The organism is Streptomyces sp. NPDC059398 (genome assembly GCF_042751845.1).
GTDB lineage: Bacteria > Actinomycetota > Actinomycetes > Streptomycetales > Streptomycetaceae > Streptomyces.
Genome location: NZ_JBHYWP010000075.1, coordinates 1 through 15975, shown reverse-complemented (window position 1 = coordinate 15975; position 15975 = coordinate 1). Strand labels below are relative to the sequence as shown.

The 15975-nt window shown below is 69.5% G+C and carries 14 protein-coding genes; 6 read left to right on the top strand and 8 right to left on the bottom strand.

What is annotated here, in order from left to right; all coding sequences use genetic code 11:
* Positions 1-189 precede the first annotated feature (189 nt).
* Complete coding sequence (locus ACFXBC_RS24235; RefSeq protein WP_385028137.1) at positions 190-885, bottom strand: TetR/AcrR family transcriptional regulator; 696 nt, start codon at positions 883-885, stop codon at positions 190-192.
* A gap of 129 nt (positions 886-1014) precedes the next feature.
* Between ACFXBC_RS24235 and ACFXBC_RS24230 the strand changes: the two genes are divergently transcribed.
* The gene (locus tag ACFXBC_RS24230) at positions 1015-1464 is read left to right on the top strand and encodes a nitroreductase family deazaflavin-dependent oxidoreductase (RefSeq protein ID WP_385028134.1); all 450 of its coding nucleotides are present in this window, start codon (positions 1015-1017) and stop codon (positions 1462-1464) included.
* Between the two features lie 192 nt (positions 1465-1656).
* On the opposite strand, the gene ACFXBC_RS24225 is transcribed toward ACFXBC_RS24230, so the two are convergent.
* Positions 1657-2544 (bottom strand): helix-turn-helix transcriptional regulator, encoded by an 888-nt coding sequence (locus tag ACFXBC_RS24225; protein WP_385028131.1) that lies wholly within the window; start codon positions 2542-2544, stop codon positions 1657-1659.
* Between the two features lie 225 nt (positions 2545-2769).
* On the opposite strand from ACFXBC_RS24225, the gene ACFXBC_RS24220 reads away from it, so the two are divergent.
* From ACFXBC_RS24220 to ACFXBC_RS24210, 3 genes are all read left to right on the top strand, one after another.
* The gene (locus ACFXBC_RS24220) at positions 2770-3090 is read left to right on the top strand and encodes a carboxymuconolactone decarboxylase family protein (protein WP_385028128.1); all 321 of its coding nucleotides are present in this window, start codon (positions 2770-2772) and stop codon (positions 3088-3090) included.
* A gap of 77 nt (positions 3091-3167) precedes the next feature.
* Complete coding sequence (locus ACFXBC_RS24215; RefSeq protein WP_385028125.1) at positions 3168-3602, top strand: cupin domain-containing protein; 435 nt, start codon at positions 3168-3170, stop codon at positions 3600-3602.
* Positions 3599-4456, top strand: a complete 858-nt coding sequence (locus ACFXBC_RS24210) for an aldo/keto reductase (RefSeq protein WP_385028122.1) — start codon at positions 3599-3601, stop codon at positions 4454-4456. The genes ACFXBC_RS24215 and ACFXBC_RS24210 overlap by 4 nt, the downstream gene beginning before the upstream one ends.
* A 183-nt stretch (positions 4457-4639) precedes the next feature.
* Here the strand turns inward: ACFXBC_RS24210 and ACFXBC_RS24205 are convergent, their stop codons facing one another.
* The gene (locus tag ACFXBC_RS24205; protein ID WP_385028119.1) at positions 4640-5956 is read right to left on the bottom strand and encodes a geranylgeranyl reductase family protein; all 1317 of its coding nucleotides are present in this window, start codon (positions 5954-5956) and stop codon (positions 4640-4642) included.
* 166 nt (positions 5957-6122) lie between these two features.
* On the opposite strand from ACFXBC_RS24205, the gene ACFXBC_RS24200 reads away from it, so the two are divergent.
* Positions 6123-7490, top strand: coding sequence for a dipeptidase (locus tag ACFXBC_RS24200; protein WP_385028116.1), 1368 nt, complete (start codon positions 6123-6125; stop codon positions 7488-7490).
* A 62-nt stretch (positions 7491-7552) separates the two neighbouring features.
* On the opposite strand, the gene ACFXBC_RS24195 is transcribed toward ACFXBC_RS24200, so the two are convergent.
* The 5 genes from ACFXBC_RS24195 to ACFXBC_RS24175 form a co-directional block, all read right to left on the bottom strand.
* Positions 7553-8590: an NUDIX domain-containing protein gene (locus tag ACFXBC_RS24195; RefSeq protein WP_385028113.1), complete on the bottom strand. Its 1038-nt coding sequence runs from the start codon at positions 8588-8590 to the stop codon at positions 7553-7555.
* Positions 8591-8785: 195 nt separating this feature from the next.
* The gene (locus ACFXBC_RS24190) at positions 8786-10276 is read right to left on the bottom strand and encodes an FG-GAP and VCBS repeat-containing protein (RefSeq protein ID WP_385028110.1); all 1491 of its coding nucleotides are present in this window, start codon (positions 10274-10276) and stop codon (positions 8786-8788) included.
* A gap of 185 nt (positions 10277-10461) precedes the next feature.
* The gene (locus ACFXBC_RS24185; protein ID WP_385028107.1) at positions 10462-11379 is read right to left on the bottom strand and encodes a carbohydrate ABC transporter permease; all 918 of its coding nucleotides are present in this window, start codon (positions 11377-11379) and stop codon (positions 10462-10464) included.
* Positions 11376-12290, bottom strand: a complete 915-nt coding sequence (locus ACFXBC_RS24180; protein WP_385028104.1) for a carbohydrate ABC transporter permease — start codon at positions 12288-12290, stop codon at positions 11376-11378. Before ACFXBC_RS24180 ends, ACFXBC_RS24185 begins: the two co-directional genes overlap by 4 nt.
* A gap of 22 nt (positions 12291-12312) precedes the next feature.
* Complete coding sequence (locus ACFXBC_RS24175; protein WP_385028206.1) at positions 12313-13605, bottom strand: ABC transporter substrate-binding protein; 1293 nt, start codon at positions 13603-13605, stop codon at positions 12313-12315.
* A 267-nt stretch (positions 13606-13872) separates the two neighbouring features.
* Between ACFXBC_RS24175 and ACFXBC_RS24170 the strand changes: the two genes are divergently transcribed.
* On the top strand, positions 13873-15903 hold the full coding sequence (locus tag ACFXBC_RS24170) for an NPCBM/NEW2 domain-containing protein (protein ID WP_385028101.1): 2031 nt from the start codon (positions 13873-13875) through the stop codon (positions 15901-15903).
* Positions 15904-15975 lie beyond the last annotated feature (72 nt).

Here is a 15975-nt window from a genome sequence, read left to right as displayed (position 1 = left end):
GTCCGGCACGGGACCGTCCGCCACGCCCGCCGCGCCTCCGTGCCGGACGGTCGCGGCCGGACCTGCCGTGAGGCCACGACGGTCCGCCCCTCAGGGGTCCGCGTCGCTCGTCGGTGCCCGGCTCGTCCATGGAAGCAACGCTAGACCGGCGGAGGTGCCCCGGACGTCAGCCCGGCGTGGCGGTCACGTCTACTCCCTGCGGAGTAGACCGACGGAGTCGGCGAGGTTCTCGGCTGCCTGATCGAAGAAGGCATCATGGTCCGTCACCACCCGGTTGAACTGGCCGAAGACCTCGAAGAGGATCAGCCCGAAGAGCTGCGCCCAGGCCGCGGTGAGTGCGAGGGCCGCGGCGGGTGGGAGGTCCGGGGCGATCTCCGCCGCGAGGCGCTCGGCCTCGGGCCGCAGCGCGGGGGGCACCGGCGGGAGCGCGAGGCCGTCGCCGCGGTATGCCTCGGCCGCGATGGAGATCAGGACGAGGGCGACCCTGGACGCGGGGCCGATGGTGTCGCTGGGCGCGGTGTATCCGGGAACCGGGGAGCCGTAGATCAGGGCGCACTCGTGCGGGTGGGTGAGGGCCCAGCCGCGTACCGCCGCGCAGACGGTGACCCAGCGGACACGGGCGGAGACCTGGCCGGCTCCGGCGAGTGCCGCCTCCGCCGTGTCGCCGGCCGCGTCGTAGGCGTCGATGATCAGAGCGGTGAGGAGGTCATCACGGCTCGGGAAGTACCGGTAGAGAGCGGAGGAGACCATGCCCAGTTCGCGGGCGACCGCGCGCAGGGAGAGTTTCGCTGCGCCCTGGTCGGCGAGCTGTCTGCGCGCCTCGTCCTTGATGGCCGTGGTGATCTCGGTGCGGGCTCGTTCTCTGGCTCCTCGGACAGCACTCATGGCGGCCAGTCTGCCAGATTCCAGATCACTGACCAACAATGAGAGCAGTGCTCTTGCTTTGGATCGGCAACCAGAGGCACACTGCTCACGAACGAGAGCAGTGCTCACACTTCGCTGAGGGAGAACCCGATGACCACGTACGTCAGACAGCCCGGCTGGTTCACGGTCAAGGTGCTCAACAGGACGGTCGCCTGGCTGACCAGACGCGGGGTCAGCGTCTGGGGATCGCGCATTCTCGCGGTGCGCGGACGGAAGAGCGGCCAGTGGCGTCGCACCCCGGTCAACCCGCTGACGCTGGACAGCGGGGAGTATCTGGTCGCCGCGCGCGGCCACGTCCAGTGGACCCGCAACATGCGCGCGGCAGGCGGCGGCGAGCTGCTGCTCGGCCGCAGATCACAGCCCTTCCACGCGGTCGAGGTCCCGGACGAGGAGAAGCCGGAGATCCTCCGCGCCTATCTGAAGCGCTGGAAGATGGAGGTCGGCGCCTTCTTCGACGGGGTCGGCCCCGACTCGCCCGCGGCGGAACTCAGCCGGATCGCCCCGGACCACCCGGTCTTCCGCATCACCGCGTCGCAGTGAGATCCGCGTCTGGAGGGCGGGCATCCGGCGCGGGCCTGCTGTCGGTCCTGACGCCGGTTCCAGGCAGCGAGTCGGCGCGGCGGGTACGGCTGCTGTCCGACTGGGCCGATGGGCGTCCGTCGCCGGCTGCGTCGGAGGGGATGGGCTGAGCGTCTGCCCTCTGTCCCGAGCCGTGGTGCTTCCCGGGGCAGGTCAGGAGCGGGCGGGGTCTTCGTTGTGGGTTTGTTCGTGGTCGGTGGCGGTCCAGGAGGCGAGCAGGCGCAGTGCGTCGTGGTCGGGTGTGCCGGGCTCGACGCTGTAGGCGGTCAGGGTGAGGCCGGGGTGTGCGGGCAGTTCCATGGCGTCGAAGTCGAGGGTGATCCTGCCAATGGCCGGGTGGCGGAAGGACTTGCGGCCGGTGTGGTGGAGGCGCACGTTGTGCTTGGCCCAGGCGGTGCGGAACTCTTCGCTGCGGGTGACGAGTTCGCCGATCAGTCCGGTCAGCTCGGTATTGCCCGGGGCCCGGCCGGCTTCGGTGCGCAGGAGGGCGACGGTGGTGTTGACGGAGGCGTTCCAGTCGGGGAAGAAGTCGCGGCTGGTGGGGTCGAGGAACTGGAAGCGTGCGATGTTGACCGGACGGGTTCGGCCGGTGAACAGGGGGGCGTAGAGGGCGCGCCCGAGCGGGTTCACAGCCAGGATGTCGAGGCGTCCGTTGCGGATGAAGGCCGGAGCATCGGTCATGGAGTCCAGGACGCGGGTGAGGCTGGCCGGGACGGACGTTCCGGGCTTGCGGGCGGCGCGGCGTGGTCCGCGGTGGCGCTGGGCGGCGGCCAGATCGTGCAGGTGGGCGCGTTCGGCTTCGTCGAGCTGCAGGGCCCGGCAGACGGCGTCGAGGACTTCTTCGGAGGCGCCGGCGAGCTGGCCGCGTTCCAGGCGGGCGTAGTAGTCGATGCTGACGCCGGCCAGCAGGGCGACCTCTTCGCGGCGTAGTCCGGGCACCCGGCGGTTGCCGCCCGCGATGGCCGGCAGGCCGGCCTGCTGCGGAGTGATCTTGGCGCGGCGGGTGGCGAGAAACTCGCGGATCTCGTGGGTGGTGTCCATATTTGCCAGGCTAAGCGCGGTGGGGCAGAGCTGGGGGGTTCTGTCAGTACACGTATCAGCAGTGCCTTCCGCACGGCTGTGAGCTGCTGTTTCCTCGTTGGTGGCAGCGGATGAGGTCCGAGCCCGCAGGTGGTGGGAACCCGTCTGCGGGTGCCGCCGGGCCCGGCAGGGCCGACGGTAGGAAGTACCGCATCCCTATGTTCGGATCACCACAGGGAGTCGTCCATGGCGAAGCAGTCCGCACCGCAGGAACTGGCCGGTATCGCGCCGAAGCTGGTCGAGATCACCAACGAGGTGCTGTTCGCAGACGTGTGGGAGCGGCCCGGCTTGTCGCCGCGGGACCGCAGCCTGGTCACCGTCAGCGTGCTGGCCGCCCTGTACCGCAGCGAGCAGCTGCCGTACCACCTGGGCGTGGCCCTGGACCACGGGCTGACCGTGGAGGAGCTGTCCGAGGCGATCACACACCTGGCTTTCTACGCCGGGTGGCCCAACGGCATGACCGCGATCACCCTGCTGAAGAAGATCGCCGACGAGCGTTCCGCCTGACCAGGGGCGTGCGTAGCGCAGGCGGTGCCCCGCATGGTCAGCGGGGCGTGCGTGCCGAATCAACGGAAAGGAACGAGATGGCTTTCAACGGATTTGATCAGATGTTCCCCCTCGGGGAGAAGAACGACGCCTTCGCGCAGTACTTCATAGGCCAGAGCTACCTGGCTCCGCTCGCCTCGGGGAGCGTGCCCGTCAGCAACGTCTCCTTCGAGCCCGGCTGCCGGAACAACTGGCACATCCATCACGGCACGGGCGGCGGCGGGGAGCAGATCTTGCTGTGCACGGCAGGCAGCGGCTGGTACCAGGCGGAGGGTGAGGGTCCGGTCAGCATGGAGCCGGGAGCGGTGGTCCGTGTCCCGGCGGGCACGAAGCACTGGCACGGCGCGAAGGCCGACTCGTGGTTCTCCCACGTCGCCTTCATCACCCCGGGTGAAGGCGTCAGCAACGAATGGCTCGAACCCGTCACCGACGAGGCGTACGGGCAGCTGCCGAAGAACGGAGCGAGCACATGACCGTCCTGGAAGAGACCTACACGCTGGCAGGCGGCGCCGAGATTCCGAGGCTGGGACTCGGCACCTGGTTCATCGACGATGACCGGGCGGCCGACGCGGTCCGCGCGGCCGTTCAGATCGGCTACCGCAACATCGACACCGCGCAGGCGTACGGCAACGAGCACGGGGTGGGCGAAGGTGTGCGCACCTCGGGGGTGCCTCGCGAGGAGCTGTTCGTCTCGACCAAGCTCGCCGCGGAGATCAAGGACTACGACCAGGCGCTCGCCGCGGTCGACGGCTCTCTGGAGAAGCTGGGACTGGAGAGCGTCGACCTGATGCTGATTCACAGCCCGCAGCCGTGGGACGACTTCCGCGGCGGCGACTACGCCCAGGGCAACCGCGAGGCATGGCGTGCCCTGGAGGACGCCCACCGGGTCGGCAAGATCCGGTCGATCGGCGTCTCCAACTTCCAGCAGCACGACCTGGAGAACATCCTGCAGGGTGCGAGCGTCGTCCCGCACGTGAACCAGCTGCTCGTGCACGCGGGCAACACCCCCTCCGACCTGCTGGCCTACTGCGAGAGCAAGCAGATCCTCGTCGAGGCGTACTCGCCGATCGCCCACGGCACGATCCTGAAGAACGCCGAGATCCAGGCGATGGCGGAGAGGTACGGCGTGTCCGTCCCCCAGCTGTGCATCCGCTACACCCTGCAACTGGGCACGGTGTCGCTGCCCAAGACGGCCAACCCCGAGCACATGCGCTCCAACGCCGAGGTCGACTTCGAGATCTCCGGCGCCGACATGGACATCCTGCGAGACCTGCGCGACGTGGACTACGGCGAGCACAGCGCCTTCCCCGTCTACAGCGGCAAGTGACGCCGGACGCTACCGCGCCGAGTACGGCCGCTGCACCGGCTACGTCGAACCCGTGACCGCCGAGCAGCCCGCGCCACCACCCCGCGCGCGGCCCCGCGGACCTGACCCGGATCAGTCACTCGCGCGCACACCGGACGGCCCGAGATCCACACTCGGTACCCGGCCCGGTCGGCCAGCAGTCGCCTAGTCGACAGGGCTGGCCTTCCGGCCCGCTTCCTCGCCGCTGTCCTCGGCCGCCTCGTCCTGCGGGTCCGCGTCCGGCGCCCGCCCCGCCGACCGGCCGGCTTCCTTGCGGTCCAGCACCCCGAGTGCCCGCTGCGCCAGCGGATGCGTACGCACCAGCTCGCCCAGCGACGTCGAACCGCGGGTGATCCCGGCGAACGCCTTCCAGGCCGGGCGGAATCCGGTGATCGCCGCGTGCAGCACCATCGGACGGCGCTCGAACACCTTGAGCATCCGGCGCCCGACCGCCATCTCCACACCGAGACCGGCCTTGATGGCGAAAGCGTAGTTCAGCGCCTGACGGCGGGCGTCCACCGCGTCGTGCGCCTCGGCGACCCGGACCGCCCACTCCCCCGCGAGCCTGCCCGAGCGCAGCGCGAACGAGATGCCCTCACGTGTCCACGGCTCCAGCAGCCCGGCCGCGTCCCCGCACACCAGCACCCGGCCGCGGGACAGCGGTGAGTCCTCGCTGCGGCACCGGGTGAGATGGCCGGAGGAGACCGACGGCTCGAAACCGGCCAGCCCCTGCCGGGCGATGAAGTCCTCCAGATACCGCTTGGTGGCCGCGCCCTCACCGCGCGCCGAGATCACGCCGACCGTGAGGGTGTCGCCCTTGGGGAACACCCAGGCGTAACTCCCCGGGATGGGACCCCAGTCGATGAGTACGCGTCCTGACCAGTCCTCGGCGACCGTCGGCGGGACCGGGATCTCGGCCTCAAGGCCGAGGTCCACCTGGTCCATCTTCACCCCGACATGGGCCCCTATCCGGCCGGCGCTGCCGTCGGCGCCGACGACCGCACGTGCCAGCACCGTCTCGCCGTCGGCCAGGACGACCGCGACCGTGCGCCGGTCGGGCACCGCGGATCCGTGCTGCTCCACGCGGAAGACCGCGACCCCGGTGCGGACCTCGGCGCCCGCCTTCTGCGCCTCCTCGACCAGCCCCTGGTCGAACTCGGGGCGGTTGATGAGCCCGAAGAGCATCTGCTTGGACTTCCGGGTGCGGGTCATCCTGCCGTTCATCGAGAACGTCACCGCGTACACCCGGTCGCGCAGCGGCAGTTCGAATCCCGGCGGCAGGGAGTCGCGCGACGGGCCGATGATGCCTCCGCCGCAGGTCTTGTAGCGCGGCAACTCGGCCTTCTCCAGGAGGAGAACCCTCCGCCCGGCCACCGCCGCGGCATAGGCCGCCGAGGCCCCCGCCGGACCCGCGCCGACCACCACCACATCCCATACCGGCCGGTCGTGCTCCGTGCTCGCGTCTGCGTTCTCGCTGCTCACGATGTGTTGCTGCTCCTGATCCGACCAGTGGCCCGTGCTTGTCGACGGCATACTACGGCGCGCTGCCGGCCGCTCCCGCTGTGGGAGGATCGGTCAGCCCGCAAACGAACGCATGTGTGCACACACGCACACGTACTTCAACGTCGCACCCACGAGGAGCGTGCCCATGACCGCGAATCCGATTGCCGAGACCGTCGCCTCGCTGATGCCCCGCGCGCGGGCGGAGCTGACCGAGCTGGTGGCCTTCCAGTCGGTCGCGGACCCCGCGGTCTTCCCCCGGAGCGAGTGCGAGGGCGCGGCGGAGTGGGTCGCCGGGGCGCTGCGTACCGAGGGCTTCCAGGACGTCGCGCTCCTCGACACCCCCGACGGCTCCCAGTCCGTCTACGGTCTCCTGCCCGGCCCCGAGGGCGCGCCCACCGTGCTGCTGTACGCGCACTACGACGTCCAGCCGCCGCTCGGCGAGGACGCCTGGCTCTCCCCGCCGTTCGAGCTGACCGAGCGGAATGGCCGGTGGTACGGGCGCGGGGCGGCCGACTGCAAGGGCGGGTTCATCATGCACCTGCTCGCGCTGCGCGCCCTCAAGGCGAACGGCGGCGTCCCGGTCTCGGTGAAGGTGATCGCCGAGGGCTCCGAGGAGCAGGGCACCGGTGGTCTCGAACGGTACGCCGAGGCGCACCCCGAACTGCTCACGGCCGACGCCGTCGTCATCGGCGACACGGGCAACTTCCGCGTCGGCCTGCCGACCGTCACCGCCACACTGCGCGGGATGACGATGCTCCGGGTCCAGCTGGACACCCTCGAAGGCAATCTGCACTCCGGCCAGTTCGGCGGCGCGGCCCCCGACGCGCTCGCCGCGCTGATCCGGCTGCTGGACTCGCTGCGCGCCGATGACGGCTCGACGACGGTCGACGGTCTCGCGGCGGACGCCGAGTGGGACGGACTCCAGTACCCGGAGGACGAGTTCCGCCAGGACGCGAAGGTGCTCGACGGTGTGGAGCTGATCGGCGGCGGCACGGTGGCGGACCGGGTCTGGGCGCGCCCCGCCGTCACCGTCATCGGCATCGACTGCCCGGCCGTGGTGGGCTCGACGCCGTCGGTGCAGGCGAGCGCGCGGGCCCAGGTCAGCCTGCGGGTGCCGCCGGGCTCCGACGCGGCCGAGGCGACGGAGCTGCTGACCGCGCATCTGAAGGCGCACACCCCGTGGGGTGCGCGGCTCACGGTGGAGCAGGTCGGCCAGGGCCAGCCGTTCCGCGCCGACACCAGCAGTCCCGCGTACACCTCGATGGCCGAGGCGATGCGGGTGGCGTACCCGGGCGAGGAGATGCAGTCGGCGGGCATGGGCGGCTCGATCCCGCTCTGCAACACACTGGCCACGCTCTACCCGCAGGCCGAGATCCTGCTGATCGGGCTGAGCGAGCCGGAGGCGCAGATCCACGCCGTCAACGAGAGCGTCTCCCCGGAAGAGCTGGAGCGGCTCTCCGTCGCCGAGGCGCACTTCCTCGTCAACTACGCGCGTTCACAGCAGACGCAGTAGGCGTATCAGGCACAGCAGGAGCAGAAGGCACAGCGCGCGCAGCAGGCGTGCCTCTGCGCGCATCAGCCCACCGGCACCCCGGCCTCCAGATTGAGCACGGCTGAGCGCTCCCGTGCGCGCAGCGCCCAGCGCAGCCGCTGGTAGCGGTGGGGAGGCAGCAGATGCGCCGCCTCCTGTTCGCTGACGAAGCGCCAGCCGCGCAGTTCGGAGCCGGGCAGCAGCAGCTGCCCGGCCTCCGTGCTGTCGAGCCGGCCGCCGTCGAAGAGGAGCCGCAGACCGCCGTAGCCGGGGGGCCTCGGCGGTTCCCAGTCGACCACCAGGAGGCTCGGTACCCGGGTGAGGTGTATCCCTATCTCCTCGGCCACCTCGCGGATGCCCGCCTGCGCCGGGGCCTCACCGTTCTCGACCACCCCGCCGGGGAACTCCCAGCCCGGCTTGTACGTCGGGTCGACGAGCAGCACCCTGTCCTGCTCGTCGAAGAGGAGGACACCCGCGGCGAGCGTCTCGGATGCCGGTTCCGGGGTTTGGACGATCTCGCAGGCCGTGGCGGTCCCGGAGCGCAGCGCGGCGGCGACCTGCTCGGCGGTCCCGGCCGGTGACAGCGCGGTGGTGTCGACGGTGTGGGCGTCGGCGGTGAGCCAGCCGAGCGCCGTCCGGTACGGCTCGATGTGGTCGTAGGCCCACTGCCGGACGCGTTCGCTGCCTTCCGGGTCGCCCGGCAGTTCCTCGCGTCGGCCGATCCGTTCGCGCAGGATCGTTTCCTCCGTTGCCAGGAGCACATGACAGACCGGGATCCGGCGGGAGGCCAGCCCCCCGAATATCTCATCCCGGTACTCCTGGTTCAGCAGGGTCATCGGCACCACGAGCACCCCGCCGACATCGGCGAGGAGCGCGGCCGCCGTGTCGACCACCATGCGCCGCCAGACCGGCAGGTCCTGGTAGTCGCTGACCTCGTCCAGCCTCTTCTGCGGCAGCAGCAGACGCAGTGCCCCGCCGAGCACCTCGGGGTCGTAGAAGGTGCTGTTCGGGATCAGATCGATCAGTTCCCGCGCAGTGCTCGTCTTGCCCGAACCGAACGCACCGTTGATCCAGACGATCACAGTTCCCCCTCTTCCGGCCTAGGGTCATTCCGCAACACCCTGCCACGGAAACCCGGTTGGGCGGCATGGTGCATCGGCCCGGCGATTCGCCGTACGGCCCCCGCCGGGGCCCTGGTCCCGGGCGGGGGCGGACAGCAGAGATGCCCAGGGCGGGCCCCGGGCATCTCCGTGCCGGCGGCCTGTGCCGCCCGCGGGTCAGCGGTTGAAGGACGATCCCAGCAGGGCGTTCGCCGGGTCGGTCCCGAGGGTGCCCGCGCCGAAGGTGATCGAACCGGTGCCTGTCGTGCCCGCGGCGCTGCCCGGCAGGACCCAGACGGATCCGGCGTCGTCGTTCTCGCGGGGCGAGCCGACCACGAGCTCGGAGCGGCCGTCGCCGTTGGCGTCCACCAGCGATGTCGCCGCGCCGAAGGCGTCATTGGGCTCCGCGGCGCCCTCGACGTCCGGGGTGTCCTGGTTGTACGCCTTGGAGCCGGTGCCGGTGGGGCCGGTCGCGCTGCCGGGCAGGACGATCACCTGTCCGGCCTTCGCCTTGGTGCCGAGGGCCTCACCGGGGAGGCCGACGGCGATGTCGCCGTAACCGTCGCCGTTGGTGTCGCCGACGGAGACCGCCGCGCCGAACTTGTCGTACTCCTCGGAGGCTCCGGGGACTCCCGGGCTGTCCTGGCTGAAGGCCTTGGCCTTGGTGCCCTGGGGTCCGGATGCGCCGCCCGGGATGTACATGATCATGCCGCCCTTGGCGAGCGGCAGGTTCAGGTCGCTGTCGTAACCCTCGATCGGACGACCGACAACGATGTCGGCGTAGCCGTCGTGGTTCACGTCGCCCGTGGTGACGGACTCACCGCCCTGGACCCGCTCGCCCTTGGCGTCCTCGACGGTCTTCGGCGCGCCGAGGCCGTTCGCCGTACCCGGCAGGAAGCGCACCCGGCGGGCGTCGTACTCGTCACCGTCGTGAATGGTGCCGACCAGGTCGGTGACGCCGTCACCGGTGATGTCGCCTGCCGCGATGTCGAGGTACCGGATGTCCTCGGTGTCGCGGACGACGGAGGTGCTCTTGGCCGATCCGTCCCGCTTGAACGGGCCGGAGAACACCCGCAGGTGCTGGTTGCCCGCGACGGTCACCACGTCCTGGCCGCCGTCGCCGTTGAAGTCGCCGACCGCCAGCCTGTCGCCGATGCCCCCGGTGTCGGTGTCGCCCTTGGCGAGCACCGCACCGCCCGAGAGGCCGGTGGCGCTCCCCCAGAGCACGGTGAGGGTGCCGAGCTTTCCGACGCCCGCGTCCTCCTTCGACGCACCCACGACGAGGTCCGTGTAGCCGTCGCCGTCGAGGTCGGCGGAGGCGATGGCGCTGCCGAAGGCGTCGCCCGACTCGGCCGAGTCGGGAACACCCGCGGAGTTCTGGTTGACGACCTGCTTGGAGGCCTTGTTCACACCGGACTTGGAGCCGTACATCACCCCGACGTATCCGGCGCCCTTCTTGCCGTCGACCGTGGCCGACGGTGCGGTGAAGGCGGTGTCGGCGTACCCGTCGCCGTTGAAGTCGGCCTTCTTGGCGGTACCGGCAGCCGGTGCGGCGTGCGTGGATCCTATGGACGACGGGGGCGTGGCTTGGGCTGCGGGCACCGCGACAGCGGCGGACACCACTGCCACAGCGATGGCCACACCTGCGCCCAGGGCTCGGGATTGCACACGAACTCCGATCATTTGGAAAGTGGTTCACCTCCCCTGACACACCAGAGCCCGGGATGGTTGCACCCGCCAATACTTTTACTTTGCCGGAGCATTCCGGTCCGCAGGGGACCGCTTGACCCTGCCCCGACGTCGGGGAGCACACCGGGCGCCTCGCCCTCCCCGTAACGTCCGCTACCGCGGGCTCACTTGGTGGAACCGAGTGTCAGTCCGGCGATGAAGTGCCGCTGCAGCAGCAGGAAGACCACGAGGGTGGGCAGGGCCACGATCACCGAACCGGCCGCCAGCAGGTTGTAGTCCGTGAAGAACTGTCCCCTGAGGTTGTTCAGCGCCGAGGTGATCGGCAGTTTGTCCCCGTCCGACATGAAGACCAGCGCCCACAGGAAGTCGTTGTACATCCAGGTGAACTCAAGGGTGCACAGCGCCGCGATGGCGGGGCGGCAGAGCGGCAGCGTGATCCGCCAGAACTGGGTCCACACCCCCGCGCCGTCGACGATCGCCGCCTCCAGGATCTCCTGCGGCAGGGTCCGCATGAAGTTCGCGAGGACGAAGACGCAGAAGCCGATCTGGAACCCGATCTGGACCAGGACGACCGCCCAGTACGAGTCGAACATCGTCATCGAGTCGGACATCCAGTACGGCAGCGGGATCCGGTTGAAGACGACGTACAGCGGGGTGACGATCACCTGCTGCGGCAGCAGGTTGCCCGCTGTGAAGAGCATGAGCAGGACGGTGCCCCCGCGCAGCCTGATCCTGGACACCGCGAAGGCGACGAACGAGGCGAGGAAGAGCGTGACGACGACCCCGGGCACGGCGATGATCAGGGTGTTGACGAAGTACTTCGTCATCCCCGAGTCGCTGAACGCCTGTCGGTAGTAGTCGAAGGAGAGATGGCGCGGCAGGGAGAAGTACCCGTACTTGGAGGTCTCGTCGTACGGCCTGAGCGAGGCGTAGACCGCGAGGAGCAGGGGCGCGAGGAAGGCGACCGATACGCCCGCCAGGAAGACGTGCAGCCCGATCCGGCCGGGGCGCGTCCCCCGCCGGCGGGCGGCGGGCGGCGCTGCCGGGACCGCGGTGGGCGGCGGAGCGGTGTCGACGGTCATCGGGACTTCTCTCCTCGGATCTCCTGCACCAGATACGTCACGACGAAGCCCATGGAGACGGCCAGCAGCACCACGGCGATGGCCGAGCCGAAGCCGATCCTGCTGGCCTCGCCGATGATGTTGTCGGTGACGAGCACCGAGAGCACTTCCAGGCCGTTGCGGCCGTGGTTGACCGCGTAGACGATGTCGAAGGCGCGCAGCGACTCGATGACGGTGATGACACCGACGATGACGTTGACCGGCCGCAGGGTCGGGAGGACGACCCGGAAAAAGGTCTGTGCCTCGCTCGCGCCGTCGATGGCCGCCGCCTCCTTGAGCGAGGGGTCCACGGCCTTCAGCCCGGCCAGATAGAGGATCATCACGTATCCGGTGTGCCGCCAGGCGGCGGCAAGCAGGATCATCCAGATGTTGAGCTTCGGGTCGCCCAGCCAGTCGGTGGGGTTTCCGGTGTTGCCGATGACGGCGTTGAGCACGCCCTGGTCGCGGGAGAAGATCAGCTGGGCGATGAAGCCGACGACCGCGAGCGAGAGCACCACCGGCATGTAGAGCGTCGACTGGTAGAAGCGGCTGAAGCGCACACCCCGGTCGATCAGTACGGCGAGCAGCAGCCCGAACGGCACCGCGACGAGACCGAGGAAGCCCAGCCACAGCAGGTTGTGCCGGACGGCGGGCCAGAAGGGCGGGTAGTTGGTGAAGAGGTTGGTGTAGTTCTGCGTCCCCACCCACTTGAGGGGTCCGACGCCGTCCCAGCTGGTGAAGGAGAGCACGACGGACGCGAGCGTCGGCCCCCATACGATGGCGATGTCGAGCAGGACGGGTATGCCCAGCAGCAGCCCGAGAACGACGAGGTCGCGCCGCGTGAAGCGGCGGCGGCCTCGTCGTGCGGAGCGCCGCGCGGTGTTGAGCGCCACGGTCTGTACTCCAGGGGGCTGTTCACTCGGAAGCGAAGATGGTCTTCTTCTGCCGCTCGATGTCGTTGCAGAGTCCGTCGACATCGTTCGGGGTGGAGATGAACTTCTGGATGGCCGGGATCATCACCGTCGACGCGAAGTCCGGGCGGGTGTCACGGTCCATGAACTGCGAGATCTGCTTCGCCCCGGATATCAGCTCGGCGGACTTCTTCTGCAGCGCGGTGTACTTCGACAGGTCGGCCCCGCTGTTGACCGCGATGTTGTTGGGGTCGCCGGCCAGGTAGATGTCCTCGGCCTTCGGCGTGGCCAGCCACCTGAGCAGGTCCTTGGCGCTCTCCATGGACTTCTTGTTCTTGAGTTCCTTGGACTTCTTCGCCAGCAGGAAGCCGTCGATGGGCGCCTCGACGGCGTCCTGGCCGTGCTCCGGGTTGATCTCGGGGAAAGCGAAGAAGTCGATGTCGGAGCGCTCGGCGGCGGGGAACTGCTGGCCGGGGTGGGGCATCCCGAGGACCACCATCCCGATCTCGCGCTTCTGGAGGCTCTGCCCTGTCTCCTGCCAGGTACGGCCGTTGGCGCCGGGCTGGCAGTACGGGAGCAGGCGCCGCCAGGTGTCGAAGACGTCCTTGACCCGCTTGTCGGTCCACGCCTCCTCACCCGCCATCAGGGACTTGTGGAAGTCATAGCCGTTGGTGCGCATATTGATGTAGTCGAAGGTGCCCATCGCGGGCCACCCGTCCTTGTCGCAGAAACCGATGGGGACGAGCTTGTCCTTCTTCATCTGCTTGGCGAGTGCGAGGTACTCGTCGAGCGTCTTCGGGGCCTGGTAGCCGTACTTGGTGAAAAGGCTCCGCCGGTGGAAGACCGCCCACGGATAGTAGTAATAGGGCGTGAAGTACTGCTTTCCGTCCGCCCCCGTCGACTGTGCCTTCAGCGCGGGCGTGAAGCCCTTGTACTCCTGCCAGAGGTCGCTGATGTCGTACAGCAGGCCCTTCTTGGCGAAGTACTGCATCCGGTTTCCCGCGAACCACATGAAGACTTCGTCGGGATTGCTCTGCAGATAGCGGTTGATGTTCTCCTGGAAGCTGTTGTGGTCAACGGTGTTGACCTTGATCTTCCGGCCTTCCTTGGACTGCTTCTCATAGGCGGCGAAGGCATGCGCGAAGGCCTTCTCCGGTACCGCGTCCGAGGAGTTCGATCCCAGTTTGATGGTCTTGGAGTCGCCGCCCGGCCCGCTGCTGCAGGCGGTCAGGAGCGAGGGCAGCGCCACAGCGCCTGCGCCGACGGCCGCGCCACGCAGAAGATTCCGCCGGGACATCCGATGTCCAGCCACACTTCCGGGCACGACAGAACCGTTGTACGAAGACTGCGCCATGTCCCCCTCCTCCAGGGTGAAACTCAACACAACCGAACGCGAGGATTGGATCTCACTCCCAAGTGACGTGCCAGTCAAGGGTTTTAGCGAGATAGCGAACAACCGTTACCGCGCCTCTTCCAACAGACTCAAACAAGCCCTACCGTAAACGCTCGCTATGACGCGTACATGAAGTCATCCGATCACGGTCCCGTACGGAGGCACGTAACGATGCGTCACCTTCACCTCAGTCACTCCCGTCCCAAGCGTCGAAGAATCCTCGGAGCACTGGTCACCGCGGTGCTCTGCGCCGGCGGACTCGCCACACCCGCCGCGGCGGGAACCGCACCGCGAGCCGTGACACCGAAGGCCGACAACGGCCTGGCGCTCACACCTCCGATGGGTTTCAACAACTGGAACTCCACCCACTGCCGCGCGGACTTCAACGAGGCGATGGTCGAGGGCATCGCCGACCTCTTCGTGAGCAAGGGACTCAAGGCCGCCGGGTACCAGTACGTGAACCTCGACGACTGCTGGGCGCTCCCCCAGCGGAACGACGAGGGGAAGCTGGTGCCGGATCCGGTGCGCTTCCCCCACGGCATCAAGGCCGTCGCCGACTACGTCCACTCCAAGGGGCTCAAGCTCGGCATCTACACGAGCGCGGGCACCAGGACCTGCGACAGCACCGGGCTGCCCGGAGCCCTGGGCCACGAGGTCAGCGACGCGCGGCAGTTCGCCGACTGGGGCGTCGACTACCTCAAGTACGACAACTGCAACAACCAGGGCGTGGACGCCGTGCAGCGCTACACGGCCATGCGCGACGCCCTCGCCGCCACCGGCCGCCCCATCGTCTACAGCATCTGCGAGTGGGGCTCCAACAAGCCCTGGGAGTGGGCCGGTGATCTCGGGAACCTCTGGCGTACGACCGGTGACATCAGCGACAGCTGGGCCTCGATGCTCTCCATCATCAAGCAGAACCTGCCGCTCGCCGCGGCCGCGGGCCCGGGGCACTGGAACGACCCGGACATGCTGGAGGTCGGCAACGGCGGGATGACGGACACCGAGTACCGCACGCACTTCTCGATGTGGTCGGTCATGGCGGCGCCGCTGCTGATCGGCACCGATCTGCGCAAGGCGTCGGACGAGACCTACGGCATCGTGACCAACAAGGAGGTCATCGCCGTCGACCAGGACCCGCTCGGCCGGCAGGGCACCGTGCTCTCGTCCGACGGCGGGCGCTGGGTGGTCAGCAAGGAGATGAAGGACGGCAGCCGCGCCGTGGCGCTCTTCAACGAGACGGACAGCCCGCAGCGCATCTCCACCACGGCCACCGCCTCCGGGCTCCCGAAGGCCGCCGCCTACACCGAGCGGGACCTGTGGCAGCACCGGACGTACAGCACCGCGGGGACCCTCGCCGCCACCGTGCCGGCGCACGGCACGGTGCTGCTGCGGGTCGCCGCCGACCGCAGGTGGACCGCGTACCCGCCCGCCGTCGACACCGGCATCAGCGGACCGCTGACCGCCGAGGCGGGCAAGGCCACCGCGGTGACCACCACCGTCACCGACCTGGGCCGTCTCCCGGCGCTCCGGGTGAGCGCCTCGCTCACCGGGCCGGCCGGCTGGCGGGTACGGGCCCTCTCCGGGGCCTCGGCGCCCGTCCTGGCGGCCGGGAGGTCGTTGCGTACCTCCTGGCGGGTCACCGCCCCCGCGGGGACGCCTACGGGCGCCTACGAGCTGCAGCTGGCCTCGGAGTACCGCTCACCCGCCGGTGAACCCGTGAAGTCCCGGCAGTCCGTCCCGGTGCATGTCGTCGTGGCACCGCCCGCCGGGGACTCCTATCTCAGCGATCTGCCGGAGATGTCGTCCGCCAACGGCTGGGGCCCGGTGGAGAAGGACACCAGCAACGGTGAGGACCGGGCCGGCGACGGCAACCCGATCACGGTCGGCGGGACCGTGTACGCCAAGGGGCTCGGGGTGCACGCGCCGAGCGCCGTCGAGTACTACACGGGCGGCGCCTGTTCCCGGGTGAGCGCCCAGGTGGGGGTCGACGACGAGAAGGGGGCGAAGGGCACGGTCACCTTCGAGATCTGGGCCGACGGCAGGAAGGCCGCATCGACCGGCGTCCTCACCAACGACATGCCGGCGCAACCGCTCTCGGCCGATGTGAGCGGCGCACGGACCGTACGTCTGGTGGTGACCGACGGCGGGGACGGGAACGACTCCGACCACGCCGACTGGGCCGCGGCGCGGCTCAGCTGCTGACCCCGGCTCAGCCGCCGACGCCCCCCCCCCCCCCCCCCCGGACGCCGAGCCAGCCCGCCGCCGCCCCCCCGA

What these genes read in the sequence shown, in the direction of transcription:
- ACFXBC_RS24225 (WP_385028131.1), bottom strand. Translation starts at nt 2,544, where the DNA reads ATGGACACCACCCACGAGATCCGCGAGTTTCTCGCCACCCGCCGCGCC.
- ACFXBC_RS24185 (WP_385028107.1), bottom strand. Translation starts at nt 11,379, where the DNA reads ATGACCGTCGACACCGCTCCGCCGCCCACCGCGGTCCCGGCAGCGCCG.
- ACFXBC_RS24235 (WP_385028137.1), bottom strand. Translation starts at nt 885, where the DNA reads ATGAGTGCTGTCCGAGGAGCCAGAGAACGAGCCCGCACCGAGATCACC.
- ACFXBC_RS24220 (WP_385028128.1), top strand. Translation starts at nt 2,770, where the DNA reads ATGGCGAAGCAGTCCGCACCGCAGGAACTGGCCGGTATCGCGCCGAAG.
- ACFXBC_RS24175 (WP_385028206.1), bottom strand. Translation starts at nt 13,605, where the DNA reads ATGTCCCGGCGGAATCTTCTGCGTGGCGCGGCCGTCGGCGCAGGCGCT.
- ACFXBC_RS24170 (WP_385028101.1), top strand. Translation starts at nt 13,873, where the DNA reads ATGCGTCACCTTCACCTCAGTCACTCCCGTCCCAAGCGTCGAAGAATC.
- ACFXBC_RS24215 (WP_385028125.1), top strand. Translation starts at nt 3,168, where the DNA reads ATGGCTTTCAACGGATTTGATCAGATGTTCCCCCTCGGGGAGAAGAAC.
- ACFXBC_RS24230 (WP_385028134.1), top strand. Translation starts at nt 1,015, where the DNA reads ATGACCACGTACGTCAGACAGCCCGGCTGGTTCACGGTCAAGGTGCTC.
- ACFXBC_RS24200 (WP_385028116.1), top strand. Translation starts at nt 6,123, where the DNA reads ATGACCGCGAATCCGATTGCCGAGACCGTCGCCTCGCTGATGCCCCGC.
- ACFXBC_RS24210 (WP_385028122.1), top strand. Translation starts at nt 3,599, where the DNA reads ATGACCGTCCTGGAAGAGACCTACACGCTGGCAGGCGGCGCCGAGATT.